The 25,228-nt window shown below is 53.9% G+C and carries 26 protein-coding genes and 1 tRNA gene; 12 read left to right on the top strand and 15 right to left on the bottom strand.

All coding sequences use genetic code 11. The features are described from left to right. Positions 1 to 54 precede the first annotated feature (54 nt). The 5 genes from WFK85_RS03655 (at position 55) to WFK85_RS03635 (ending at position 3,658) form a co-directional block, all read left to right on the top strand. On the top strand, positions 55 to 843 hold the full coding sequence (locus WFK85_RS03655; protein ID WP_336706866.1) for a PTS mannose/fructose/sorbose/N-acetylgalactosamine transporter subunit IIC: 789 nt from the start codon (positions 55 to 57) through the stop codon (positions 841 to 843). Beyond that, a complete protein-coding gene (locus WFK85_RS03650; RefSeq protein ID WP_336706864.1) occupies positions 840 to 1,691 on the top strand; it encodes a PTS system mannose/fructose/sorbose family transporter subunit IID in 852 nt (283 codons plus the stop codon). The genes WFK85_RS03655 and WFK85_RS03650 overlap by 4 nt, the downstream gene beginning before the upstream one ends. 11 nt (positions 1,692 to 1,702) lie before the next feature. Continuing rightward, complete coding sequence (locus tag WFK85_RS03645; protein ID WP_336706863.1) at positions 1,703 to 2,764, top strand: tyrosine-protein phosphatase; 1,062 nt, start codon at positions 1,703 to 1,705, stop codon at positions 2,762 to 2,764. 123 nt (positions 2,765 to 2,887) lie between these two features. Next, a tRNA-Arg gene (locus tag WFK85_RS03640) sits at positions 2,888 to 2,962 on the top strand. A gap of 156 nt (positions 2,963 to 3,118) precedes the next feature. After that, positions 3,119 to 3,658, top strand: a complete 540-nt coding sequence (locus WFK85_RS03635) for a DUF2058 domain-containing protein (protein ID WP_166862509.1) — start codon at positions 3,119 to 3,121, stop codon at positions 3,656 to 3,658. 43 nt (positions 3,659 to 3,701) lie between these two features. On the opposite strand, the gene WFK85_RS03630 is transcribed toward WFK85_RS03635, so the two are convergent. From WFK85_RS03630 to WFK85_RS03615, 4 genes are all read right to left on the bottom strand, one after another. After that, positions 3,702 to 4,145 (bottom strand): NUDIX domain-containing protein, encoded by a 444-nt coding sequence (locus tag WFK85_RS03630; RefSeq protein ID WP_166990821.1) that lies wholly within the window; start codon positions 4,143 to 4,145, stop codon positions 3,702 to 3,704. Positions 4,146 to 4,406: 261 nt separating this feature from the next. Further along, entirely contained in the window at positions 4,407 to 5,456 is a 1,050-nt protein-coding gene (locus tag WFK85_RS03625) for an NAD(P)/FAD-dependent oxidoreductase (RefSeq protein ID WP_336706861.1), read from the bottom strand. A gap of 122 nt (positions 5,457 to 5,578) precedes the next feature. Continuing rightward, positions 5,579 to 5,806, bottom strand: coding sequence for a hypothetical protein (locus WFK85_RS03620; protein WP_166990815.1), 228 nt, complete (start codon positions 5,804 to 5,806; stop codon positions 5,579 to 5,581). A gap of 239 nt (positions 5,807 to 6,045) precedes the next feature. Next, positions 6,046 to 6,522, bottom strand: coding sequence for a GNAT family N-acetyltransferase (locus tag WFK85_RS03615; RefSeq protein ID WP_166872092.1), 477 nt, complete (start codon positions 6,520 to 6,522; stop codon positions 6,046 to 6,048). 92 nt (positions 6,523 to 6,614) lie between these two features. Here WFK85_RS03615 and WFK85_RS03610 point away from each other — a divergent pair, with 92 nt between their 5' ends. After that, positions 6,615 to 7,547: a LysR family transcriptional regulator gene (locus WFK85_RS03610; RefSeq protein ID WP_336706860.1), complete on the top strand. Its 933-nt coding sequence runs from the start codon at positions 6,615 to 6,617 to the stop codon at positions 7,545 to 7,547. A 19-nt stretch (positions 7,548 to 7,566) separates the two neighbouring features. On the opposite strand, the gene WFK85_RS03605 is transcribed toward WFK85_RS03610, so the two are convergent. Continuing rightward, the gene (locus WFK85_RS03605) at positions 7,567 to 8,442 is read right to left on the bottom strand and encodes a LysR family transcriptional regulator (protein ID WP_336706858.1); all 876 of its coding nucleotides are present in this window, start codon (positions 8,440 to 8,442) and stop codon (positions 7,567 to 7,569) included. 129 nt (positions 8,443 to 8,571) lie between these two features. Between WFK85_RS03605 and gstA the strand changes: the two genes are divergently transcribed. After that, on the top strand, positions 8,572 to 9,177 hold the full coding sequence (gstA, locus tag WFK85_RS03600; RefSeq protein WP_166990805.1) for a glutathione transferase GstA: 606 nt from the start codon (positions 8,572 to 8,574) through the stop codon (positions 9,175 to 9,177). 61 nt (positions 9,178 to 9,238) lie between these two features. Then, positions 9,239 to 9,484, top strand: a complete 246-nt coding sequence (locus WFK85_RS03595) for a DUF2543 family protein (RefSeq protein WP_008459646.1) — start codon at positions 9,239 to 9,241, stop codon at positions 9,482 to 9,484. A 24-nt stretch (positions 9,485 to 9,508) separates the two neighbouring features. On the opposite strand, the gene WFK85_RS03590 is transcribed toward WFK85_RS03595, so the two are convergent. The 5 genes from WFK85_RS03590 to WFK85_RS03570 all read right to left on the bottom strand — a co-directional run bounded on the left by WFK85_RS03590 (position 9,509) and on the right by WFK85_RS03570 (position 15,636). After that, the gene (locus WFK85_RS03590; protein WP_166990803.1) at positions 9,509 to 10,207 is read right to left on the bottom strand and encodes a pseudouridine synthase; all 699 of its coding nucleotides are present in this window, start codon (positions 10,205 to 10,207) and stop codon (positions 9,509 to 9,511) included. A gap of 115 nt (positions 10,208 to 10,322) precedes the next feature. Next, complete coding sequence (locus WFK85_RS03585) at positions 10,323 to 11,525, bottom strand: c-type cytochrome (RefSeq protein WP_166990800.1); 1,203 nt, start codon at positions 11,523 to 11,525, stop codon at positions 10,323 to 10,325. A 7-nt stretch (positions 11,526 to 11,532) separates the two neighbouring features. Beyond that, a complete protein-coding gene (locus WFK85_RS03580) occupies positions 11,533 to 13,437 on the bottom strand; it encodes an NAD(P)-binding protein (protein WP_166990797.1) in 1,905 nt (634 codons plus the stop codon). 286 nt (positions 13,438 to 13,723) lie between these two features. Continuing rightward, positions 13,724 to 14,197: an ester cyclase gene (locus tag WFK85_RS03575; RefSeq protein WP_336706854.1), complete on the bottom strand. Its 474-nt coding sequence runs from the start codon at positions 14,195 to 14,197 to the stop codon at positions 13,724 to 13,726. Between the two features lie 11 nt (positions 14,198 to 14,208). Next, positions 14,209 to 15,636: an aminobutyraldehyde dehydrogenase gene (locus WFK85_RS03570; protein WP_166990794.1), complete on the bottom strand. Its 1,428-nt coding sequence runs from the start codon at positions 15,634 to 15,636 to the stop codon at positions 14,209 to 14,211. A 236-nt stretch (positions 15,637 to 15,872) separates the two neighbouring features. Here WFK85_RS03570 and WFK85_RS03565 point away from each other — a divergent pair, with 236 nt between their 5' ends. Next, complete coding sequence (locus tag WFK85_RS03565; protein ID WP_312739053.1) at positions 15,873 to 16,592, top strand: FadR/GntR family transcriptional regulator; 720 nt, start codon at positions 15,873 to 15,875, stop codon at positions 16,590 to 16,592. A 27-nt stretch (positions 16,593 to 16,619) separates the two neighbouring features. Continuing rightward, positions 16,620 to 17,327 carry a cache domain-containing protein gene (locus WFK85_RS03560; RefSeq protein WP_336706850.1) on the top strand — a complete coding sequence of 236 codons (708 nt, stop codon included), beginning with the start codon at positions 16,620 to 16,622 and terminating at the stop codon, positions 17,325 to 17,327. A gap of 57 nt (positions 17,328 to 17,384) precedes the next feature. On the opposite strand, the gene WFK85_RS03555 is transcribed toward WFK85_RS03560, so the two are convergent. The 4 genes from WFK85_RS03555 to WFK85_RS03540 all read right to left on the bottom strand — a co-directional run bounded on the left by WFK85_RS03555 (position 17,385) and on the right by WFK85_RS03540 (position 21,826). Further along, positions 17,385 to 18,866, bottom strand: a complete 1,482-nt coding sequence (locus WFK85_RS03555; protein WP_336706848.1) for an APC family permease — start codon at positions 18,864 to 18,866, stop codon at positions 17,385 to 17,387. A 236-nt stretch (positions 18,867 to 19,102) separates the two neighbouring features. Further along, entirely contained in the window at positions 19,103 to 19,867 is a 765-nt protein-coding gene (locus WFK85_RS03550; protein ID WP_336706846.1) for a LamB/YcsF family protein, read from the bottom strand. A 2-nt stretch (positions 19,868 to 19,869) separates the two neighbouring features. After that, entirely contained in the window at positions 19,870 to 21,369 is a 1,500-nt protein-coding gene (locus WFK85_RS03545; RefSeq protein ID WP_336706844.1) for an MDR family MFS transporter, read from the bottom strand. Positions 21,370 to 21,475: 106 nt separating this feature from the next. After that, the gene (locus WFK85_RS03540) at positions 21,476 to 21,826 is read right to left on the bottom strand and encodes a cupin domain-containing protein (protein WP_008459634.1); all 351 of its coding nucleotides are present in this window, start codon (positions 21,824 to 21,826) and stop codon (positions 21,476 to 21,478) included. A gap of 304 nt (positions 21,827 to 22,130) precedes the next feature. Here WFK85_RS03540 and ypdK point away from each other — a divergent pair, with 304 nt between their 5' ends. After that, positions 22,131 to 22,232, top strand: coding sequence for a membrane protein YpdK (gene ypdK / locus WFK85_RS23600; protein WP_034809579.1), 102 nt, complete (start codon positions 22,131 to 22,133; stop codon positions 22,230 to 22,232). A 59-nt stretch (positions 22,233 to 22,291) separates the two neighbouring features. Here ypdK and alaC read toward each other — a convergent pair whose 3' ends face one another. Beyond that, positions 22,292 to 23,530, bottom strand: coding sequence for an alanine transaminase (gene alaC, locus WFK85_RS03535; RefSeq protein ID WP_008459632.1), 1,239 nt, complete (start codon positions 23,528 to 23,530; stop codon positions 22,292 to 22,294). A gap of 241 nt (positions 23,531 to 23,771) precedes the next feature. Between alaC and WFK85_RS03530 the strand changes: the two genes are divergently transcribed. Next, complete coding sequence (locus WFK85_RS03530; protein ID WP_336706842.1) at positions 23,772 to 25,013, top strand: DUF1479 domain-containing protein; 1,242 nt, start codon at positions 23,772 to 23,774, stop codon at positions 25,011 to 25,013. Positions 25,014 to 25,228: the final 215 nt, after the last annotated feature.

Below are 25,228 nucleotides of genomic sequence, written 5' to 3'. Positions count from 1 at the left end.
AGCCCTGCAATTTTAAGTATGACAGGTATAACGCCATCACCGGGAAGTAACATTATGTTAATTGAAGCCATTCTGGTTGCCATCTGGGCAGGTATTTGCTCAATGGACGACGTGGGACCGCAAATGCTACGGCGTCCTCTGCTTACAGGAACCGTGGCCGGTATTATTATGGGCGATATGGTTCAGGGGCTTGCCATCAGCGCCACCCTTGAATTGGTCTGGATGGGCATTGGCAACGTGGGAGCCTACTCCGCGCCCGATATTATTGCCGGCTCAATCATTGGCGTTGCGCTGGGTATTGCCTCCAAAGGCGGGATTGCCGCCGGGATAGCCCTTGCCGTGCCGGTTTCGATTTTGTGCCAGCAGCTTTTGATTATCTGGCGCTCTTTTGCCAGCTTCTTAAACGTTTGGGCTGAAAGATCGATCCTCACCGGAGATTATCGGGGACTGGTTAAAATCCACTATTTATCTACCCCTCTTTGGTTCCTGATTAGAGCGGTTCCCTGCTTCCTGGCTATCTATTTTGGCAGCGGCCTGGTGAGCAAAGTGCTAGATGCCATTCCAGCCAGTATTTTAACCGGGATGGGTGTGGCATCTAAAATGATCCCCGCTATCGGCGTCTGCATTTTATTGCTGATGCTGCTGAAAGGAAGAATGTGGTTCTTTTTCCTACTCGGTTTTATGTTAACCACTTATTTAAAATTGCCAATTATTCCAATAACCTTTATCGCCCTGGCCTTCGCCGTACTTTACGACATGGCCTGGACCAATGGCATCAACAATAAACAGACTGACAATAATAAACCGGCTAAAATCGAAACCGAAGAGGAGTACGACCTGTGAGTGAAATAACATCCTACAATAACGTTGAGCGTACGACCTCGGATAAAAAGCTGACAAAAACCGATCTCAATCGTATTTTCTGGAATATACAGAGCATGTCCTTTTCATATAACTATGAAAAGCTACAAACTATCGGCTTTGCGCACTGCATGATCCCGGTACTCGATAAGCTCTATGAAAATGCCGATCCGGAAACCCGTGCTCGAGCTATGCAACGGCATTTAAAGTTCTATAACTCCCAGATCAATACCGGGGCACTGATCCTCGGCGTAACGGCCGCACTGGAAGAAAAAACCACGGAAGAAGAGAAAGAGGCCGTTATTTCCGTCAAGGCCGGGCTAATGGGCCCGCTGGCCGGACTAGGCGATAGCCTGCTGAAGTTTACCTGGCTGCCTATTTGCGGCAGCATCGGTGCGGCATTTGCACTTCAGGGAAATATCATAGGACCAATATTGATGTTCATTCTCTTTAATATCGTAAATGTCGGCTCAAAATACTTGTTTATCCATTACGGCTACAACAAAGGCGTTGATTTAATCGAACAGTCAAAGAACTCGAATATTATTCAACGTATATCAAATGTCGCCAACGTCGTCGGGGTAATGGTGCTTGGCTCGCTCATTGCCACTACGGTGAAGATCTCGACGCCGTTGGTTATCTCCGTAGGTGAGCAGTCAATTCCGGTACAGGAGATGTTCGATAAGGTTGCACCTAATCTGCTCACTCTGCTCTTTTCACTGGGTGTATTTTTCCTGGTGAGAAGGCTAAAAGGGAAATACACAGTGTCTCTCATCATTGCCATGATGGTCTTCGGTGTTATTTGCTCAACATTTGGCATATTAAGTTAAAGGGATGATGAATGAAGACTCAAAGACAACTTTCCGTAAGCAGAAAAAACCAGACGCAGCTTGAAATTCATTTTTCTGACGTCGAAGGGCCAATATCGTTGTACTGGACTCCCGAAAATGACGTTAATACATCTGCCCGAACTTTAATTTCCCGTAATGCCGTTAGCCCTTACCGGATTAATGATCCACTCAATGCCAGTCAACGCATCTACTTCATTATTGAATGCAATGGTCAATCCCAGCTTTTTGCCGAGAGAACGCTGCCGGTTTCTGGACTCAATAACTTCCGGGATTTCGGCGGCTACATCGGCGCAGGGGGGAAAAGAATAAAATGGGGGATGCTGTATCGCTCCAACCATTTGCATCAGCTTAATGCACAGGCTCAAGCCTATATTCAATCACTAAATATTCAGACGATCATTGACTACCGCAGCACGAGAGAAATAGCCAAAAGCCCCAATACCTTTGTCGGCGAAAAACAGACCGTTCATCTGGATGCCGTGGCGCAAACCGCAGAACTGGCGGCACAGTTTTCGGCGGACGCCAGCCACGAAGATCAAATGCTGATTGAGAGCGTGATACATGACATTCCCACCGAGCTGGTCAACGGCCACGGCGAGCAGGTGCTGGAGCAATACCGAAACTTTGTCACCAGCGAGAAGTCCAAACACGCCTTCACAGCAATGATCCGCACCGTACTGGATAAGAAAAATAGCCCACATATCCAGCACTGCCGAGGAGGCAAAGACCGAACCGGTTACGGCGTGGCGCTGATTTTGTTTATGCTCGGCGTCTCAGAAGAGGATGTTATTGCCGACTATATGCTCACCCAGGCCAACCGGCTAGAGCGAAACGAAATTAAAATGGCCGCCTACCGCCGTATCACCGACGACAATAAGGTGCTGGATTACCTGCACACACTGATTGATACCCGCGAAGCATTTATTATTGCGGCTATCAACGCCATGAAAGTGCAGTCGGGCAGCGTGACCGGCTACATTAAAGAGGCATTGGGCTTCACCGACGCCGACTTTGTGACGATGCAGAATAATTTTTTAACCAACCATCTCTGAGCCCTCAGGGTCGAATGCAGGCGCTTTCACAGGATAAAATCAGCGAAAACCGCTTAGATTCCAGGCAAACGGCCCGCCAACCCCTTAACCTGTCTCGAAAAGCGGGTATACTACGCCCGCCGCGTTCCCTTAGTTAAATGGATATAACGAGCCCCTCCTAAGGGCTAGTTGCAGGTTCGATTCCTGCAGGGAACGCCATTAGATTTCACCTTTCTGCTCTGCCTTTCTTTCAGACTCGTCATTAAAAATACCTTCTGCTATCAATGCGGTGAGCTTTGCATATCCACAGCATGGAATCACCGGAAGCATTAAGGATATAATCCCTTCAACGATCTCTCAGCCGTCGAAAAGAACATGACAAAACTTACGTTACAAGAGCAGATGCTCAAAGCAGGCCTGGTCAGCAGCAAAAAAGTGGCTAAAGTGCAGCGCACCGCGAAGAAATCACGCGTGCAGGCTCGTGAAGCTCGTGAAGCCGTGGAAGCCAACAAACAGGCTCAGGTTGAGCGCGATAAAGAACTCAGCGAACAGCAAAAGCAGGCCACTTTAGCCAAAGAATATAAAGCGCAGATCAAGCAGCTGATCGAAATGAACCGCATTGTTATTTCGAAGGGTGATATCGGCTATAACTTCACGGACAATAACTTAATTAAAAAAGTCTACGTCGATAAGGTAACCCAGACTCAGTTGATTAAAGGCCGCCTGGCCATCGCCCGCCTGATTTCAGATAAAAATCCCGAAGGTGAATACGCCATTATTCCCGCAGGCGTTGCCGATAAAATTAAACAGCGCGATGCCAGTTTTATTGTGCTGAGCAGCGACCTGGCGCCAGAAGACAAAGACGAAGACGATCCGTATGCGGACTTCGTGGTGCCTGATGATTTGATGTGGTAACGATTCATTGCGTTAAGTCGGCCTGGTTTTCTGGGCCGCCTGGTTAACTTTTTTCAATCATATTGAGGATCAAATCAAGCGGGAAGATGATTTCACTGGTCTGCCTGAGTTCTTCCGTTGTCCACCAGCGGTGCTCCCGAATGACTTTCTTTTCGTTGTCAGTCCACCTCGCACGGTCAATATCTGATTTATCCACATGAAGGGTAAAGAAACGCTCTGCCGCAAGAACCGTTTCACCGCTGGGCAGCATCATTTCGAAGTTTCTGGCTGCTACCTGCTGCCCTGCCGTGATTCTTGTTAACCCCGTTTCCTCAAAGAGTTCTCGCAAAGCGGCCTGTTCATATGATTCACCGTGTTCAAGTCCTCCGCCCGGCGTTGCCCAGTATGATTTTCCACGCAAAGCATCCTCTGTATGGCAGAAATTAAACAGCAAGACATGATTTTCTGGGGAAATAACTATCCAGCGAGAGGATGGTCGAATACGCACAAAACCCCCTGATACAGGTTATTCATCATTATTTGAAAGTGGACTTAGAATCGTGCATAGATTTACGGCAATATAATATCAGAAATGAGGAAGTTAGCCGGAAATCATCCCGCTCCCCCCGCCCTTACATATTTTTTATATCCAGTGATTTTACTGTTACGGCGGTCTGCTGACTGAATACCTCTTTCTGCATAAAGCGGGGGAAAGCACTGCCGGACGGAATCAAAGAGGCAGATCCGCACCCGGTCGTTTTAAAATTGACTACAAAACCTTATGGTTGAAGCGAGCAGGACGATAGCTTGCAGGAATCTCTTCGCGCCTGCCGTCGCGTATTTCTTCAGCAACCAGTCGTCCTATTGTCGCCGCGCAAGTCACCGCCGGATGCATAACAGCGACATACACTCCCCGGCTCTCGTCAGTAAAACCAAGCACTGGATTCCCATCCTGAGGCACAGGGCGCTCTCCCACCGAGTAATGCATCAAAGAGGCCGATTCTGCCCCCCGGAGATGCTTTCTGACTGAGGCCTGAGCGGCGCTCACGGTTTCTGTCACCAGGCCGCTTTCCGGATAATCCTCGGCGGCCAGGAGATCTCCGTTGTGGGCATGCCTGACTTCTATCTCGTCCCCGGCGATTAGCGTGTTGACTACCCGTTGAGGGACGGCAAACCGCAGCAATATAGCGGGGGATGTCAGAACGGGGACGGGAATTCCCACCCGCTGAGCCAGCGTGGGAATACCCGCTCCACAGGCCAGCACCACACAATCTGCCTCCCATTGTCCCTGACTGGTCTGAACGCCTGTGACTTTACCTTCGGTGGTGCAGATAGCCGTCACGGTCGTTTGCTTGTGCAGGACGACGCCCATCCTACAGGCATGTTCCAGTATGGCACGCGTCGCCTCGGCGGCATCCACGGTTCCGTCTTTTGCTGCATAGCGGGCTTCCGGGGGAGGACATACCATCGCAGGTTCAAGGCTGGCTATTTCAGACCTGTCGACCAGGCGTTCGCCCGGTAAGCAGGCCTGAGGGGCTGAGTCGTATTTCAACGAACCACTCCAGCTAATCTGCAGGTCAGGAATTTGGGCCTGCAGTCTGCACCAGTCGGCAAATGCGGCTCGCCGGAGAAACACATCCGCCGCATCATCACTGACCGCACCGGTCAGCCAGCCAAACGCGCTGCCTGTCGCCCCGGAGGCAGGCTCATTTTGTTCAATCAGAGTGACGTCAAATTCAAGACGGGCCAAATGCCATGCGATTGAAGTCCCGACGATCCCGGCTCCCACTACAACTATTCTTTTTTTGCTTCTGACCAAGCCGGCCTTCTCCTGGGGGTAAGTAATTCAGGCCATGATGCGAAATTTAGGGGGTACGGGCAAGCTACCAGAATTGCGGCCCGTTATCCTCGAGATAAACCGGGCCTGAAAACAACAGCAGATTAAAGATTCGCGCTACGTAAAGCGGTGCAAAAAGCGCAGTTGCAGCCCGCAATCGGGATGATTTTGGTGATGTCGTAGTTGGCTTCGGAGGGAATCGCATGCCCATTGGCGGCGCTATTGTTCACACTAGCCGTCTGTTCAGGGTGAACCGAGGAATTAGAAACGAATGCCGAGGCATGGAATGAGGTCGCTAACAATGTCGCCCCCACGATACTTAATACTTTCATTTTGTCACCCACGCTAAAAACCAGACCATCACTCTAACGTGGGCAGATTTTGAACACCAGATGCCACGACTTAAATAAAGTGTGCATATTTATGTCTAAACGCCCAGCCCTGCACCAGGCCTATTAATGTCATTAATATCAATTAATTACTATAAAAAACAGCCCATCACATTTCTGCAAATAAGCGCTGTCAGCTGCGTAAATCCCGCCGCAGCAGGAGTTTTAATATCATGCTGTTTTTATTCGGCAAATTTCAATAATGCCTCACCATCCAGGCGGTAGCGAACCCATTCCGATTGCGGCAACGCCCCGATGCTCAGATAAAAATCAATCGCGGGCTGGTTCCAGTCCAGGACAGACCATTCCAGGCGGCCACACTGCCGCTGCACCGCGCACTGCGCGATATATTTCAGTAACGACCTTCCCGCTCCCCTGCCGCGATACTCAGGAGAGATGTATAAATCCTCCATGTAGATACCGTTCCTCCCAAGCCAGGTCGAGTAGCTGGTGAAGAAAACGGCGTAACCGATAATTTTGCCTTCTGTCTCGCAGATCAACGCTTCAGTTTTACTGCCTGCGTCAAACAGCGTCGCCCGGATCTCCTCTGGCGTGGTGATCACTTCCTGGGGGGCTTTTTCATACACGGCCAGCTCATAGATCATGTCGTAAATAGCCTGAGCGTCTTCCGGGCGGGCCTGACGAATCGTCATACTCATTGGTTTTCCTGTTATTTCTGGATGGCGTTAACGTTGCTGGCCCCAAGCATAAAGGTTATTGTCAGGCGAATTAAGTGCAATGAAATCACCAGATGATGAATACTATGCATCCAACCTTAAGGCGTCTCGATTTAAACCTTTTGCCTGTTTTTGACGCGATTTATCGCCATCGTTCCGTCCGCCTGGCGGCCGATGAACTGGCGATGAGCACCTCGGCGCTTAGCCACGCGCTGTCGAGACTGAGAGCCTCGCTCAATGACCCGCTGTTTTACCGGGAAGGGCACCGGATGTGTCCCAGCGTGTATGCCACGCAGCTCGCCCCTTCTATTGCTTCGACGTTGAAATACCTGGATCAAGAGCTGACTCAGCAGCCGGAGTTTGACGCATCCCGGACGACAGAGCGCCTGCAGATAGCGATTACGGATTTTACCGCTTTTTGCATTTTCCCTGCCCTGATGCACAAACTGCAGCATGAAGCGCCCGGCCTGAGCTTCGAGTTACTTTACTTGCCTCATACACCGGCACTGACGGAGCTTCTGGCGGGCGAAGTGGATTTGGCGCTGGGGTTCAGTACCTCAGAAGATATCCGGCATCCGGAGCTGGAAGAAATTGGCTGGTTTACAGATGAGTATGTCGTCATCAGTCACCCAAGCTGGACACGGCTGACATTTGAGGATTATCTCGCCGCAAGGCACATCGTTGTCACGCCGTGGAATGAGAAGCAAGGTGTGTTGGACAGGCAGCTTGAGCAAATGGGTTACACGCGGCAAATAGCCATCAAGACGCCATCTATGCTTAGCGCGCCGTTTATTGTGGCAGAAAGCAACCTGCTAATGGCGCTGCCGCGCTTTGCCGCTGAAAAACTGATGCCGGCCACGAATATAAAGATTTTTTCATTACCGTTCGAAATACGTCCGTTTGAAATAAAAATTTATTCACACAAACGAAGCGGGAAGCGGAGCGCGACCAACTGGCTGAAATCGAGGCTGCAAACGCTGGCGAAGGAGATAAACACCGGGCAGTGAAAGCTGTTCGGCGTTTAGCTCATCCCGCTTTACGCAGTCGGGTTACCAGGGCCTGAACCGCCGGAGACGTTTTTCCTGCCGAAGAACACACCAGGCCAAACTCGCGATGAAGCCCCGGCGTCAGCGGCACCACGCACAGGCCGCGCATATCTTCAGGCAGCGTGGACGCAGGCACTATTGCCACACCCATGTCTTCGCGCACCAGCATACAGGCGCTGACCCAGTCCCGGACCGTGACGCGTACGTCAGACAAGCGCAAACCGGCCTCTGCCATTAAACTGCCGCCATTTACCACACAGCCTCCAGTCGCCAGCACGAAGGGCTGCCCCGCCAACGCTTCAAGGGTTATTCCCCGGGATCTGGCCCCACGCGCCATGGCGTGGCTGGCAGGCAACACCGCCATCCAGGCATCCTGCCCGAGAATAACGTCAGCCCGGCCGGGAACGGGGTTCATCACCACACCCAGTTCGACGGTATCTGCGGCAATCCACTGCTCGACTTCTTCATCAATGCCTTCGAGTACCACGACCTCAATGCCGGGATGCAAACGCCTGAAGTCACGCAGCAGGCCGGGCAGCAGCGTCGATGTCACCGACGGGAAGCTGCCGAGGCGAATACGGCTCCCGCTTAAGTCCCGACACGACTCGGTCAGCGAGCGGATCGCCTCGAGATGCAGCTGCATACTCCTGGCATGAGCGATAACCTGCTCCCCCAGCGCGGTAACGCCAATGTTCCTGCGCTCGCGGGTAAAAACCGGGAACCCCAGGGAAGCTTCCAGCTGCGCGATGGCCTGGCTGGCGCCTGACTGAGTCATGCCCACCTCCTCCGCCGCACGGGAAATGTTGCTGGCATCGGCCACCGCGACCAGCAATCGCCAGTGCAAAAGGTTCATCATCGTTATCAGTAGCTCAACTAATAGTTATTTAATGAATGATTAATTTTACAGAGATTCCGGGCTAAATCATAGTGCATCCAGGTGCCGGGTCGCGCACTGTACACCTGTTTCCCCATTTTTGGAGATGCCATGAAACTGTATTACGCCCCAAAAGCTTGTTCGCTCTCGCCTCACATTATCCTGCGTGAATTAGAGCTGGAATTCGAACTCATCAAAGTGGATAACAAAACTAAACTCACCGCCGACGGGCGAGACTTTTTCACCGTCACGCCCAAAGGCTATGTTGCCGCGCTGGAGCTGGACAACGGGGAGATCCTGACGGAAGGCACGGCTATCGTGCAATACCTGGCCGATCTCCAGCCGGAAAAAGGGCTAGCGCCTCTGGCAGGAAGCTGGGCGCGGGTGAGATTGCAGGAATGGCTGAACTTCATCACCAGCGAACTTCATACCGCGTCTGCCCCGCTGTTCAACGCCTCGCTGCCGGAAGAGGTTAAAACCATCTTCCGTGAAAAATTCTTCAAGCGGCTCGATTTTGTTCAGGATGCGCTCTCGAAAACTGTGTACCTGACCGGCTCTACTTTTAGCGTGGCTGATGCCTATCTTTATACCGTCCTGAGCTGGGGCAAAATGTTATCAATCGACCTTAACCAGTGGCCCGCTATTACCCGTTATATGACGGCGATAAACGCGCGGCCAGCGGTGCAGGAAGCGCTGCGTGTGGAAGAAACTCACTGATCCCTTTTGCCCGCTGAACAGTGTTATCATCCGGGCCAGGCTAACCAACCCAGAGATAACCATGAACAACGAAATCGACCTGAAATATTACGACATCGCGGACGAGTACTCGACGGAAGCGGCAAAGCCCGTTGCCGAGGATGAGCGTGATGCCGTGGCGCACTATTTCCAGCTGCTGATTACCCGCTTAATGAATAACGAGGAAATCAGCGAGGAAGCGCAGGGTGAGATGGCCGTTGAGGCTGGCCTTGCCGAACAGCGCATTGACGAAATCGCTGAGTTTCTGAATCAGTGGGGCAACGAGTAATGTCTGCCACAACACGTTTCCCCGTCAGAACGGGCTGTCGCACCTGGCCGCCACCGGTTCGCCGCTGACGGGGTGAACAAAATGCAGTTCGCTGGCATGCAGCATCAGCCGAGGCGCTCGTTCGGTGCACGGCAACGCCAGCCCGCCATACAGATCGCAGCCCAGAATCGGGTGGCCAAGATATTGCGCATGGATGCGCAGCTGGTGGGTCCGCCCGGTTTCAGGCGCAAGCTGTACCCTCGTTAACGGCAGCCGAGCACCATTTTCAAGTTCCCGATAAATCCGCTCAATCACCGTGTAACGCGAGCGAGCAGGTTTGCCGCTGACGGCGCAAATCGACATCAGTGGAAACAGCGCCGGATCTTTGGCAATCGCCGCGTCGATCATTCCTTCCTCTTTTTCAAGATGCCCGCACAGCAGCGCGGTATACACCTTGGCAACAGAACGCTGGCTGAACTGCTGGCAGAGCAACGCATTGATCGCCTTATTCAGCGCAATCACCATCAGCCCGGAGGTGCCGAAATCCAGGCGATGCACCAGCGTGCAGCCGGGGAATATCTTCACCAGCCGATGATGCACCGAGTCAAGATTCTGCGGGTTTTTCCCTGAAAGGCTGAGCAAGCCGGAAGGTTTATTGATCAACGCCAGATGCTCGTCCTGATAAAGAATTTCTATCTCATCAAAACAAGGCGGGGCAATAAACGTATCAATAATCGTAGACATTGGGCTGCCCGGCTGGAGAGTGGAGCCGGATGATAGCGAATTTCACGAGGCCAGGCGAATCTAACCCCGAAAAAGAGGGGCCATCAAGGCCCCTGTTTAAACTTATCTGGCTGAACTATTTGCCCTCGCCGGTTATCTTCTTCACCTCAGCTTCGGTTGCCGCAGGCGCACCGTTACCCCAGGAACCACGCACGTAGTTCACCACATCGGTCATCTCTTTGTCCGACAGCACGCCTTTATAGCCGGGCATCATGAACGGAATAGTGCCCTGGGTTTGCGGCGTGTGCGCCCCGTCGGCGATCACGCGGATAAGCGAGGACGGATCTTTCGCCATCACCGCCGAGTTGCCCACCAACGACGGCACGTTAAAGTCAGTCCCCTTCCCGTCCGGGCTGTGGCAGGTTGAGCAGTAGCGCATGTAGAGGGTTTTACCGTCGGACGGCTGAGAAACCACGGCAGCATTCACCGGCGTGGCGGCTGTTTTTTGCGGCTTGAAGTTGGCGATATACAGCGCGATAGCTTCCAGGTCGGCATCCGTCAGGTACTGGGTACTTTGGGTGACCACTTCCCCCATTGGCCCGGCAATAGCGTGATGCTGGCTGCGGCCTTTGCTCAGCAAGTCTTTCACTTCCTGGGTGGACATATTCATGCCGCGCAGGGAAGGCGCATACCAGCCGTCGATCATCGCCCCGCTCAGGAATTCCGGGCTGGAATCATCGTAGCCTTTCTCCTGCATCGCCATGCCGCGTGGAGTATGGCAGGCGCCGCAGTGGCCCGGCCCCTGCACCAGATAAGCCCCACGTTTAATTTTCTCCGCGTTATCGCCGCGGGCCTCAACCACCACGCCGCCGGATTTCACGTCATCCACGAACAGGCCGTTCCACACGCGCAGCGGCCAGCGGGCCGACAGCAGCAGCGGAATATCATTCTCTTTATTGGCGATCGCCGCCGGGGCAACGTCCTTCATAAAGTAGTCGTACAGCGCCTTCACGTCTTCATCGGTCATTTTGGCGTAGGAAGGATAAGGCATCGCCGGGTAAAGGGCGTGGCCATCTTTGGCTATCCCCTGGCGAACCGCCTTCTCGAAATCTTCGTAGCTGTAATCGCCAATGCCGTGGGTTTTGTCCGGCGTGATGTTGGTGGAGTAGATATCCCCCACCGGCGTAGAAAACTTTTTGCCTCCGGCCATCGGCTGGCCGCCGTCTACGGTGTGGCAGGCGACGCAGTCTGACGCGCGCGCCACATACTCACCTTGCGATACGGCAGCGTAGCCGCTGGCAGAAAAGAGGATCGAGATAGCCGCTAAAATACCTTTCATTTCCTGGTTACCCCATCGCCACAAGTTCGTTGACCGCACGCCATGCCTGGTCGATAGCCGCGTGGGCGTAAGCGCTCCAGTCTGAGTCAGAGTTAGCAATCGTGATGCGGCCTATCGGCTGGCGGGCACGGTTGATAAGTTCCGGCATTTTCTCCATGTCATCGCTCAGGGCGTTAGCATAGTAGGCATAGCCGTGCGCCCAGCGGTTGACCGTGATGGCCGCAATATCGCGTTCGTGGTCAAAGCCGGTGTGGCCCAGCATCTCCTGCAGCTGAGAGCGGATCATCTGCTCGTGGGCTTCAAAGGTAGATCCCAGCAGGAATGCACGGCCCCGGCGGAACTGCTCGCGCGGAGACATGTTGCTGCCCGGATAAGTCGGCACATACACCATGTGGATACACATCGGGTCGTCCGGCGTTTGCGGGTGATGGTAGTCGCCCATGCTGACCGGGTAATCAAGCTTCACGCGGCTGTACGGCGCTGCCGGGGAATAGAATTCATGCACGCCGGTGTTTTTGAAAGCACGCCAGTTGTTGACCACCACGTTGGTGTAGACCAGCGGCGCTTTGACGTTGAGGCGCAGATCTTCTTTCTGCTGCTCCGGTGCCTCCGGCACGATGTACGGGATCATCATGTTGTAGCCCGCCATAATGGCGTTGCGGCTCTTCACGCGGCGCAGCTTGCCGCTCTGATTGTTGATATAGCTCACCACCACGCCGTTATCGGCATTGGCGGCGTTAATCACGCTGCTGTTGAGCCGAATGCGGGTACCGTTTTCCGGCCTGTCCAGCAGCTCGTAGTGCAGCCTTGCGGTGACGGAATCTTCCATCGTACTGCCCGGCAGCGCGTCAGGAATCAGTTTTCGCACCATCAGGCGCGTCAGCCCGGCGTTGCCGTCCGGGAAGTGGTAGGTGTACGGCTCTTCAAGGTCGGCCAGCGCTTCGCCATCCAGCGGCGGCAACCCCATTGCCTCCATGCCCGGCAGCGCACAGGCGCGCGCGTCGCTGCAGCTCACGCCTTCAATCCCGATGGCAAAAAAGTCGTTGGTACGCTGCTGGAAGTACATCAGCGCCATTTTGCTTAAGCCGACTTTCTGCTCGAGGAACTCATGATAGCTGTGGACATCCAGCCATTCACTTTTCTGCTCGACCGTCATGCCCGGCAGGTAATCGGCAGGGTTGACGTGCAGATCCAGCAGCGCCTTGCGGTCTGCCTCGCTCAGCGGGAAGTCATTGATAAAGGCTTCGATGCTGCGGCCATTGAGCCTGTCTGGCGGAATATCGTCCGACACCGCGCGACCCGGGTCGCCGCTGACGATTTTGGTTTCACCGAAGTTCTTTTTGTCGAAGAACACGCCGCGGCTCAGGTTCTGGTCCGGGTAGAAAGTAGCGTCAAAGCTGCTTTTCATTCGCGTGATGCTGACGCCCAGGGAATCCATCAGGCCGTGAACCACCGGGCTGAAGTTGCTGTTCGGCGACTGGAATGATTCGCTGCCGCCGTAGCCCAGCAGCGTTTTGCCGCCGACGTTGAACTGGTTGCGCTTGGCGTGCCCGCCGAAGTCGTCATGGTTGTCGAGGATCAGGATTTTGGCCTTCTTCCCCATTTTTTCGCGCCAGAAGCAGGCTGCCGCCAGGCCGCTGATCCCGCCTCCAACCACCACCAGGTCGTACTCTTCTTCTACCGGCAGCTTACCGAAGTCGAATTTTTCGTGCTCGCGCCCAAGGGCGTGCGCCATTTCGAACGAGCCAGGGTGGTTGCCGCGCAGACCAGTTAGCCCCGGCGGGTAGTAATCTGCATTTATCACGGCGCTGCCGGGTGCTTTGCCGTTTGCCCTCACCAGTTCCAGAGGCGTTAAACCAGAGACAATTGCAATTGCCATCCCGTTAAGAAAGTCACGTCGGGTAATAGACATAGATAACCTTTTTTATCAGTCCTTTATACCCGTCATACTTCAAGTTGCATGTGCGTGACCTGCATCCGCTCACCTCAGTCACATAGTTATCTATGCGCCTGAGGATTCACGGCCTTGGTGCCTTCATGCAACTCGAATTATTTAGGGTATAGACATATTGTTAACCAAATGATAACAAACTCCCTGCCGCTTCGCTACGCGATAAGCCTGTTAACTATAGTGTCTTTTCTGGTAACGGGTTGCCGGTGCGGCCGCGGGTAACGACCAGTAAGCGGCGTGCTGCGGGCTATTGCCGAGGTTTGAGCTCTTCGTCGAGTTTCTTCGAGTCGTAGTAATCGCCCTGCCAGGTAATTTTGTCGTGGCTGACTTTGATAAAGCTCACGCCTTCAAACTTGATCGGGTTGTTGGTTGCCGGGCTGCCGCCCCACTCGCCGCTGTTGGTGCCGGTGAACGTCCAGCGGAAAGCGATAGTGTCGTGGTTATAAACCGGCTCGCTGGTCATCTGCCAGTGCAGGTCCGGCACCGCTTTAATAAACGCGCCAATCACCTCTTTCTCGGCTTTCTCTTTCCCTTCAACCGGTGTGCCGACGGCGGCGTCGTAATAAACCATATCGCTGGCAAGATACTGGGCCGCCTGCCCGGCCTGGTGGGCATTCCACGCAGCCATATAATTTTTCACGACGGAAAGCGGAGCGCTTTCGGCCAGCGCCAGGGTTGAAAAGAAAAACAGCGACAGCGCAACAGCATTAACTCTTTTCATCGCAGGGATCCTTATTCAGTGATATCGCACATAATGTGTTTGAGGCGGGTGTATTCGTCGAGGGAGTAAGACGAAAGGTCTTTGCCGTAGCCAGACTTTTTAAATCCGCCATGGGGCATTTCCGCGCACAGCGGGATATGGTTGTTGATCCACACGGTGCCGAAATCGAGACGGGTGCTAAAGCGCTGCGCCCGGCTGTGGCTGCTGGTCCAGACGCTTGCCGCCAGGCCGTATTCCACGTCGTTGGCTCTGCTGAGCGCCTCTTCTTCGCTGCTGAAAGACTGGATAGTCATCACCGGGCCAAAAACTTCATGCTGGATGGCCTCATCGCGCTGCTTCAGCCCGGAAATGATCGTCGGCTCAAAGTAGTAGCCGGGGCCCGCGCCCTTTTTGCCGCCGGTTTCAATTTTTGCATGGGCAGGCAGCCGTTCAATAAAGCCCGTCACCTGCTCCAGCTGGTTGCGGCTGTTGAGGGCGCCATACAAAGCCTCGCGATCGTCCGGCTCGCCGAAGGTGATTGATTTGGTTTTCTGAATCAGCTTTTCAAGGAAAGCGTCGTAGGCGGAGGCTTCAACGATGATACGCGTGGCAGCGGTGCAATCCTGCCCGGCATTAGAGAAACCGGCGGCGGTAATCACCTCGACCGCTTTGTTCATGTCCGCATCGGCAAACACCACCACCGGTGCCTTGCCGCCTAATTCGAGATGCGCTTTGGTCAGGTTGGCGGCAGCAGAGGCGGCAACCTGCAGCCCGGCGCGAACGGAACCGGTAATCGACACCAACGAGGCTTCCGGGTTGGATACCACCAGCGAGCCCGTCCCCGCTTTGCCCAGCACCACGTTGAATGCGCCCTGTGGGAACAAAGGTGCCGCAATTTCGGCCAGAATCAGCGTGCTGATAGGCGTCGTATCGCTCGGTTTCAGCACCACGGTGTTGCCCGCCGCAAGCGCCGGAGCGATTTTCCAAACGGCCATCATGAATGGGTAGTTCCACGGCGTCACCTGCCCGACAATCCCCAGCGGTTCACGGCGAATGGTTGAGGTAAACCCGGCGGCATATTCCCCGGAAGCTTTCCCCTCAAGGCAACGGGCCGCCCCGGCAAAAAAGCGGATAGCGTCGCAGGACGCCGCGATTTCATCGCGCTCGATAAAGTGTTTAAGCTGCCCCGTTTCCTGACTTTGCACCTCCACAATCCGCGCGGCATTACGTTCAATTTCATCGGCAAGTTTCAGCAAGGCACGCTGCCGCTCGGACGGCAGGGAATGTTTCCATACCGCGAACGCCGCTTTTGCCGCCGCGTAAGCCTGGTTAACTTCTTCCGCGCCGCCGTCAGGGGATTGCGCATAAACCTCGCCGTTGACCGGGCTGACCAGGTCAAACAATGTGGCTGGCTGGCCCGCCACATAGTGCCCGTTGATAAAATGCTTTAGGGTTTGCATCGCCTTTTCCTCAGATTAAACATAAACAATATTATGTAATATCTTTTGAGTGGCGACTTTTCAATCTGCGCTTGATAGCAACATGATCAACCCCACAATTTAACAATATTTTTACATTGCGATGCCGGGCAAGCGGTGAAAACCGCCGTTTCTGGTAGCCTGTCGATGCCTTTCTTAAAGGCCCGGGCTGTGCTATCAATAACCGTTGATTCAGGGAATTTTAATCAGAGAGCACTATGATTACTCACGCAGTAATATTCGCACCTATAGGACAGGCAAGTCGATCCGATCAAATTGTGCAGCGGCTTTCAAATGCAATTATTACTGGTTTGCTTGAGGCAAATGAGCAGCTTCCTAATGAAGCCGACCTTGCCAAAATGATGGGCGTTTCCCACATAACAATACGCGAAGCCTTAAATACTCTGCGGGCGAATAATTTAATCCACACCGTTCGTGGGCGAAATGGCGGCAGCTTTGTTTGCGAAAATAGCGGCGAATTTCAGACGCCGCTCCACCCTTTTAAGACCATCAGCTCAGACTATATTTCTGACCTCGGCGAAATGCATTGCGCCATAATTAGCCACAGCGCCAAACTGGCCTCCAGACGCATGACCAGCGCGGATATCACCCGGCTACGGGAGTTTGTTGAGGCGCTGAAATCGGCCAGCACGCCGGAGCTAAAAACTCAGGCAGATATGCGCTGCCTGCTGGCACTTTCCGCCAGTTCTCAGTCCGCAAGGCTTGCCAACCAGGAACTGCTGCTGCAGGCCGAATGGGCTTCACTGGTGGCCATTCTTTACCGTGATGAAGCCATTCATCGGGAAGTGATTGATGTTTATACCGAATTGATCGCCGCGCTAGAAACCCATCACGAGCAGGAGGCGGTGCGATTAGCCACGCAACTCATCGACACCTTCACCTTCTATCTCATTGAAAGCAAATTAAAATATAAATAAAACTGACACAACAACACGGGCATCGCCATGAATGTACCTGCAAGCCTCATCCCTTTTACCCGTAAGATTGACGACATCCTTACCACCACCATCCAGGCAACCATTGCGCTTGCCGGGCAGGTTGAGTCCACGCTGGCAGCGTTTCACGGCGGCGATCATAAATTGCTGCTGGATCCCGCGGTAAAGCGAGCCATCCAGGAACATATCAAAGAGACGCTGAACGAAACGCCTTATTGCTCAGGCTCTGGCTTTGCCAGCCACATTGCAGGCAGCACGGAAGAGAAAGAGTACTGGCTGCTGGAGTGGTGGTACAAAAAGGCCGACGGCGTGAAAAAGGTGAATCTCGACCTGGATCAGGCCACCCAGCAGCGGCTGGATTTCAGGACCTTTGAGTGGTTTAAAGATGCTCAGGAAAACGGCCAGGCGTATATTCACGGCCCTTATGTCGATTACGTTTGTAATACGTCTTATACCTTAACCTCTGCGATGCCGATTTATTTGCACCAGCGTTTTATTGGCGTGGCGGCAATTGATGTGCTGGTCAGCGAAGTAGAGGAAGAATTACTTCCGCTGTTCAATAACCACAGAGTTATGCTGACTAATTTAGATAAGCGGATTATTTTCTCTACTTATCCTAAATACCGCGTGGGTGAATTACTGAATACCGCTGAGGCAGTTGAAGTCTATAACACAGAATACTGCACGTTATATGAGCTGATTAAAAAAGGGTCATAAGACCCTTTAATATTGTGGATAAATGCATACAAAAAAAGGGCCATAAGGCCCTTTGGATTAATACTCGCGGGAAAGATTTAGCCGTTTGGCGTATTCAATGGCGTCATTTTCAGGCGCATCAGAATGGCCGAACGGTCTGGCAATCGTCATGTAAACCAGCCCCGAGCCGATGACCAACGCCAGGCCAATCAGCACCGTCCAGCGGTCAATAAAGGTTGCGCTGTCCGCAGGCTGGGCCAACAGCCAGATCCCGCCGATACCGTAGGCCAGCGCCAGCACATTCACCAGCGTGCCCCATGCCCCCAGCGTCCATTCTCCCGCAGGCTTCCAGCCCTTAAGGCGCTGGCGCAGCGCGGCCAGAATCACCATCTGGAAGGAGACGTATATCCCTATCACGGCAAACGCGGTGATGCGAGCAAGGTTATCCGGCTGGAAGTAGACCCAGACGCAAATCACCATCGGCAGCAGGCAGCTCACCAACATCGCGTTGTCCGGCACGCTATGCTTCGAGATCTTCGCCATCCACTCGCTGCCCGGCAGCATTTTGTCGCGGGAGAACGAGAAGATCAGGCGGCTCAGCGCGGCCTGAAGCGAAAGGATGCAGGAGAGCATCGCCACAATGGCAATCACGATAAACAGCGTGGCGCCCTTCTCGCCCAGCGCATCGTTCAGAATCGCCGGGATCGGATCGGCTATTTTGCCGTTCACAATGTTCATCAGGTCCGGGGATGACAGCAGGTAACCCAGAATGGAGATCACCGCAGAGATCGCGCCGAAAACGATACTGAGGATCATCGCCACCGGGATCTTACGCCCCGGGTTTTTCACCTCTTCCGCCACGTTGCCGCAGGCTTCGAAGCCGAAGAACATAAACAGCCCCATCAGCGACGCCGACATAAAGGCCGTGCCGTAGCTGCCGTCTTTTGCCAGCGCGCCCATGGCGTCAAACACCACGGAGAAAGGCTGATTGCGGTGGAAAATCAGCAGGTAAATGCCGAGCGCAATCACGCTGATAATTTCGCACCAGAAGCCGAAGCGGGCGACCCTCGCCAGGTTTTTCGTCCCGGACATGTTGACGCCCATCATGATGGTGAGCAGCACCACGGAAGTGAGCAGCATCGCAATTGGCGTATCGCCGTAATGGAAAAGCGAGGCGACGAAGGTGGAGGTGTATTCCACGATAGACGTAATGGTCACCACCAGCGCCCAGAGGTAAATCCACGCGGCAATCCAGGCGTATTTCTTCCCCCACAGCCTTCTGGCCCACGGATATAGCCCGCCGGTGATGGGATACTGCGAAGCCACCTCGCCAAACACCAGGGCAACCAGCAGCTGCCCGCAGGCGGCAATCAGGATCCACCAGATGGCTGGCGGCCCGGCGAGGGTTATCGCCAGCGCAAACAGGGAATACACGGCGGTCAACGGCGAGAGGTAGGTAAAACCGAGCGCAAAGTTAGACACCAGGCCGATGGAGCGGTTGAACTGCTGGCCCTTCTCCGGCTGGGAATCGATACTTTTTGTAGCAGATGTCTGTTCCATATGTCTTTCTCTTTAGGGGGCATAGTTGCAGGCAATGGCTACATTTTATAAAACATATTAAGTTATATGTATATTGTGCTTTGTCACAATTTTGTTAGATATAATGTTATTGTATTGTTAATAACAAAAAGCAAAAGAAGAGCGAATGAAAGCAATTTCAGAGGAGGAAAAAACGCCAGCCACACTGTTCGCGGAGAGCCGGTCACCCCGCACTCCGCCTGCAGCGCAAAACGCGTTTATCTGGCAAAAGCCTGTACCTCTATTTCCTGAGAAATAAACAGATTGCGGATTGCCTGCGCCATAGCAAGCGCCCCCGCGCTATCGCCGTGCACACAAATGGAGTCGGCCTGGATGGGGGTAAATGCGCCTTCGATTGACTCCACGCCACCCTCAGTAATCAGCTGCAGCATACGTGCGGCAACCTGCCCGGCATCGTGTAACACGGCACCAGGTTCACGTCTTGACACCAGAGAACCATCAGCGTGATAGGCCCGGTCGGCAAAGGCTTCGCTGACGGTCGCCACCCCTTTTTGCTGCGCCCATGCCAGCAGGGGCGAGCCCGCCAGCACCACCAGCGGCAAGGAGGCGTCAAACGCCAGAATGGCATCCAGCACCGCTTCGGCCTGGCGCTTGTCATGCGCGATGGTGTTATACAGCGCCCCATGCGGTTTCACATACCGGACGCGCGTTCCCACTGCCTGTGCCAGCCCCTGTAGCGCGCCAATCTGGTAAATGACGTCCGCCGTCAGTTCGTCGCTGGCAATATCCATATTGCGCCGGCCAAACCCGACGAGATCCGGATACGCCACGTGCGCGCCCACGGCAACGCCCTGAGCTTTTGCGGCGCGAAGTGTTTCGAGCATGCCCGCAGGCGATCCGGCGTGAAAACCACAGGCCACGTTGACACTGCTGACAATTTGCAGGATCGCGGCATCATCCCCCATTGTCCACTGCCCGAAGCTTTCACCTAAATCACTGTTTAAATCGATGTTTTTTTTCATAGTCAGCCTTTACGCAGCGGCTCATTTTTCATCAGCAGCGCGAGGACAAAGCCCAGCACCACAACGCCAGCCGAAATTATAAACACGGAATGAATCGCTGAGCCAAAAGCCTGCAGATAATCGTTACGGATCGCCACGGGCAGTTCGTGTACCGCCTGCGCGCCAGGCTGGCGCGGCAATTGAGTCCCCTCCGGGATCAGCGTCTCAAGATTACTGCGCAGCACGGAGGTAAAAACCGCGCCAAACGCAGCCACGCCAATTGAACCACCGATGGAGCGAAACAGCGTCGCGCTTGAGGTCGCTACCCCAATAAGTTTTATTTCCACGCTGTTCTGCACGGCCAGCACCAATACCTGCATCACCATGCCGAGTCCCAGCCCTAAAAGACCAACGTACAGATAAAGCGTGGTCAGCGGCGTCTCCAGCTTTAGCGTACCGAGCAGCGCCATCGCGATAAAACTTAACAGCGTTCCGATAATGGGAAAAATGCGGTAGCGGCCTATTTTACTGATGATGCGCCCGCTGATGATTGAGGTCAGGATAAGTCCACCCATCAGCGGCAGCATTTGCATCCCCGCCTGGGACGGCGTTGAGAACTTTACCACCTGCAGATAAAGGGGCAAAAAGGTCATCGAGCCAAACAGCGACATGCCGATAATAAACCCAATCAGGCAGCTCAATAAAAAAGTACGGTTGCGGAACAGGTGCAGCGGGATCATCGGCTCAATCGCCAGTCGCTCTTCATAAATAAAGCCAATGAGCGCCACGACAAAGAACGCAAAGATGCACCACAGCTGCGGATCAGTCCACGCCATGACCGTGCCGCCTTCGCTGGTGAATAAAATCAGGCAGGTCAGAGAAATTGTCAGGTAGCCCGCGCCAAGAAAATCAATTTGATGCCTAATTCGCGCCGTCTGGGATTTCAGCACCGCGCCGATAACCAGCAGGGCAAAAATCCCCAGCGGCAGGTTGATATAGAAAATCCAACGCCAGGAAAAATGTTCAACCAGAAAACCGCCAATCAGCGGGCCAATGACCGTCGCCAGGCCGAAAACACCGCCAAAAAGCCCCTGATATTTACCGCGTTCGGCGGGCGGGATCACGTCGCCCACCGCCGCCATGGTGACCACCAGCAGCCCGCCGCCGCCCAGTCCCTGCAGCGCGCGCATTAAAATAAGCTGCGTCATGTTTTGCGCGAGGCCGCACAGCGCGGAGCCAAGAAGAAAGACCACAATCGCCGTTTGCAATACAACTTTGCGCCCGAGCAGGTCGCCAAACTTGCCGTAGAGCGGCACGACTATAGTGGAAGCCAGTAGATACGCAGTGACAACCCAGGAAAGCCTGTCCAGGCCGCCCAGTTCACCCACGATAGTCGGCAAAGCCGTAGAAACGATGGTTTGATCCAGCGCGGCAAGCAGCATGACGAGCATAAGCGCCGCGAACAGCAGGCGGACGGAGGTTGTTTGCGGCGAGCCAGATGAAGCAGTTTCGGTCGTTGTCATGGTCGTTTTCATTAAGGGGAATAAGTTCGCCCTGGCGATTTGCTGAGAGTATAAAGATACCTGCTTAACCGCCGCCTGAATTGCATCCAAACTCTGAAAAGCGCGATTAATCCGTTACTGGCAAATTCACCCTGTCGCCTCGGGTCGTTGGCTGCGAGATAACAAGAAATTCAACCTCGTTATCGGAATCATTGCGAGCCTGATGTTTTGCCTGCGGCGGAATCGGGATCCCCTTCCCCGCGGGCACAACGTAGCGCTCTCCTTCCAGCTCCATCGTCAATGCCCCGGTTAACACAAAAAAGAATTGCTGCGCCACGGAATGGTAGTGCCTTTGTTCCGTCCGCCCCGGCGGCATACGTTCATGAATCACGCTCAAAGCAGGATCTTTTAACAGATGCCATCCATCACAGTCTGTTCCCCACAAATAGTGTTCCGCATTTTCTTTTGAAACGATCATCTTTCCCCCCTGTTCAGCGAAAAAAATTAATAAAATTTAGCGTAAGCAAAAATACTTATTTTTAGACCTAAAATATCACTAAAAATGCGATATATCTTAATGTTTTTAATGAAGTAAATAAGGGAGCACCCACACCTAATTAAAGTTCAAAAAACAGACAACTGTCACAATTTTGAGACACTTGTTTTCATTTTTAATTTGGGAGTACATTAGCGCCGTCCGGGTAAGGTTTTACCTCCGAATACCAGATGAAGCGGCACCCTAAAAGCAGTTTGCGGCTTCAGCTTATTATGTACCTGTTGAGATGCGCGTCAGCGCGGAGCGATGTGAAGTGAAATATTTTCTGATGGGTATTTCTGTGATTGTTGTGTTGTGGGCCGGCACCTTCTTCCTGATGGTTGAATAAGCCTTCACAAACAGCAGCGCAAAAAGAACAGGAGCCAAAGGGCTCCTGTTTTCGTTTCATTATTCGGCGTTTTCCGCCGCGTTTTTCGGCAGCGGTGGCAGCAGCCCGTCAGCCCTGAACATCGCCTTAATACCGCGCACGGCCTGACGGATACGATCCCGGTTTTCAATCAGCGCGAAGCGAACGTGAGTGTCACCGTAGTCGCCGAAGCCAATCCCCGGTGAAACGCAAACTTTCGCTTCCTGCAGCAGCTTTTTGGCGAACTCCAGCGAACCCATCGCCGCGTAATGTTCAGGAATTTTTGCCCAGACGTACATGGACGCTTTCGGGCATTCCACCATCCAGCCCGCTTCATGTAACCCTTTTACCAGTACGTCCCGACGGCGTTTGTATTGCTCTGCGATATCACGCACGCACTGCTGATCGCCTTCAAGGGCAGCAATCGCCGCTACCTGCAGCGGCGTAAAGGTGCCGTAATCGTGGTAGCTCTTGATACGCGCCAGCGCGCTGACCAGTTCCTGGTTACCGACCATAAAGCCGATCCGCCAGCCCGCCATGTTGTAGCTTTTTGACAGCGTGAAGAACTCAACGGCCACGTCGCGCGCGCCGGGCACTTCCATAATGGAAGGCGCTTTCCAGCCGTCATAGACAATATCGGCGTAGGCCAGATCATGAATCACCAGCACGTCGTACTGCTTCGCCAGGGCAACAACCTTCTCGAAAAACGCCAGCTCCACGCACTGGGCGGTTGGGTTAGACGGAAAGCCGAGGATCATCATCTTCGGTTTCGGGTAACTTTCGCGAATCGCCCTCTCCAGCTCGGCAAAGAAGTCCACGCCTTCCACCAGCGGCACGGAGCGAACCTGCGCCCCGGCGATCACCGCCCCGTAAATATGAATCGGGTAGCTTGGGTTCGGCACCAGCACGGTATCCCCGTGATCCAGCGTCGCCAGCATCAGGTGCGCCAGCCCCTCCTTCGAGCCAATGGTCACAATGGCTTCGCTTTCCGGGTCGATATCCACGTCGTAGCGATCTTTGTACCAGCGAGAAATGGCGCGGCGCAGACGAGGAATGCCTCGCGAAGTGGAATACCCGTGCGTGTCTTCACGCTGGGCCACGGTGCAAAGTTTCTCGACGATGTGCGGCGGCGTCGCCCCGTCCGGGTTGCCCATGCTGAAATCAATAATGTCTTCGCCGCGGCGTCGCGCAGCCATTTTCAGCTCGGCAGTGATGTTAAAAACGTAAGGGGGTAAGCGATCGATACGCGAAAAACGACGTTTTGGACTGGAGTCAGCCATAAATTCCTCAGAGTAACGTGAGCGCCCGGACCGTCCGAGCGACGCTGCCACGTGATGTGGCCTGTTTTGAAAATAGCCTGAATAAAAATCGCCTGTCGAGGGGGAAATGAAAATATTTTTTCCGCGGCACAAAACGGGAAGTTTCGAATGAAACACATCACTATTTCATTTAATAATTCAGGCATACATTAACCAGGTAGCAACAACTCAGTAACTTATTTTCTGAAAGAGGGCGTCACCTATGCACCTGGACATTAACGATCTGCCAAAAGCTATCCGCGAGATAAAACAAAAGCTGCGCCGCGATCTGCCCCACTATCAATCGGCGTTTACCGAACTTGAAGCCAATATTCGCCAGCAAATCGAAACGATCCGCGAAGAAATGGCGCGCGGCGAGAACCCTGTTCCGCAGCTCGACGCCGACGACATTCTTCAGGGCCACGTGAGCGAGCAACAAAAAGCGCTGATTCGCCAGCGCGGCTGCTGCACGATCCGGGGCGTTTTCCCGCAGGAACAAGCTCGTGGCTGGAATGAAGAGATCGGCAATTATCTGGCACGAAATCATTTTGTCGAACGCCTGAAAAATGCGGCGGAAGACAACTATTTCGGCACGCTTGCCGACAGTAAGCCGCAGATTTACGGCATTTACTGGTCTAAACCACAAACCGAAGCCCGCCAGCATGAGCGTATGAAAGCGGTGCAGGTGTTCCTCAATAATCTGTGGCAAACGGAAAGCCACGGCAGGCAACACTTCGATCCAAATCGCGTCGTTTCTTACGCGGATCGCACTCGCCGTCGCCCGCCCCGCTCAAGCTCGCTGGGGCTTTCTCCGCACGTTGACGGCGGATCGGTTGAGCGCTGGCTGGACGAAAACTTCCGCCACGTTTACCGCCACGTATTTTCCGGTAACTGGAAAGATTACGATCCGTTTGCCGCCGAAGGCAGAACGGAAGTAAGGGAGTTCCCGTCCCCTGCGGTCTGTTCGATGTTCCGTACTTTCCAGGGCTGGACGGCGCTCACGCCCCAGCGCAAACACGGCGGCACGCTGAATTTGCTGCCGGTGGCGAATGCCATGGCCTGGATCCTGCTGCGGGCGCTGCAGGACGATGTACCAGAGGAATCGTTGTGCGAAGCTAAGCCAGGCAGAGCATTATCCATTAACAAAGAGTGGCATCCCCTTTTACTGACTGGGATTTCCTCAATTCCCGATATGGAGCCGGGCGATACCGTTTTCTGGCACTGCGATGTGATTCATGCCGTAGAGAACGAGCACCTCGGTGAGTTCGATAGCAACGTGATGTACATCGCCGCCGCGCCGTGGTGCGAGAAGAATGCCGGGTACCTGCCGCGCCAGTGGGACGCATTTGTTGAGGGTAAAACGCCGCCGGATTTCGCCGCCGATGATTTTGAGGTGGATTTTGCTGGTCGTGCGACCACGCAGGATTTGACGCCTGCTGGGCGGGAACAGCTTGGCGGGAAGTAATGATCCTCACCCAGGCCCTCTCCCTGGAAGGGAGAGGCAATCAACCATGTTCCTCGTCACCTATTTTCCCCCTGCCCCTTTGCGGGGAGGGAGTAGACTGCATGCTGTTGTGACCTGGTATTTTCGCCCTCGCCCCCCAGGGGAGAGGGTCGGGGTGAGGGGTGTCCTCAACTGGAAACCCCCGCCAAATTTCCTTATCATTGGCGCTTCCCCTC

It is taken from the genome of Cedecea sp. VD22, from assembly GCF_037150195.1.
Lineage (GTDB): Bacteria > Pseudomonadota > Gammaproteobacteria > Enterobacterales > Enterobacteriaceae > Cedecea.
This window is presented reverse-complemented; position numbering and strand designations above follow the sequence as displayed.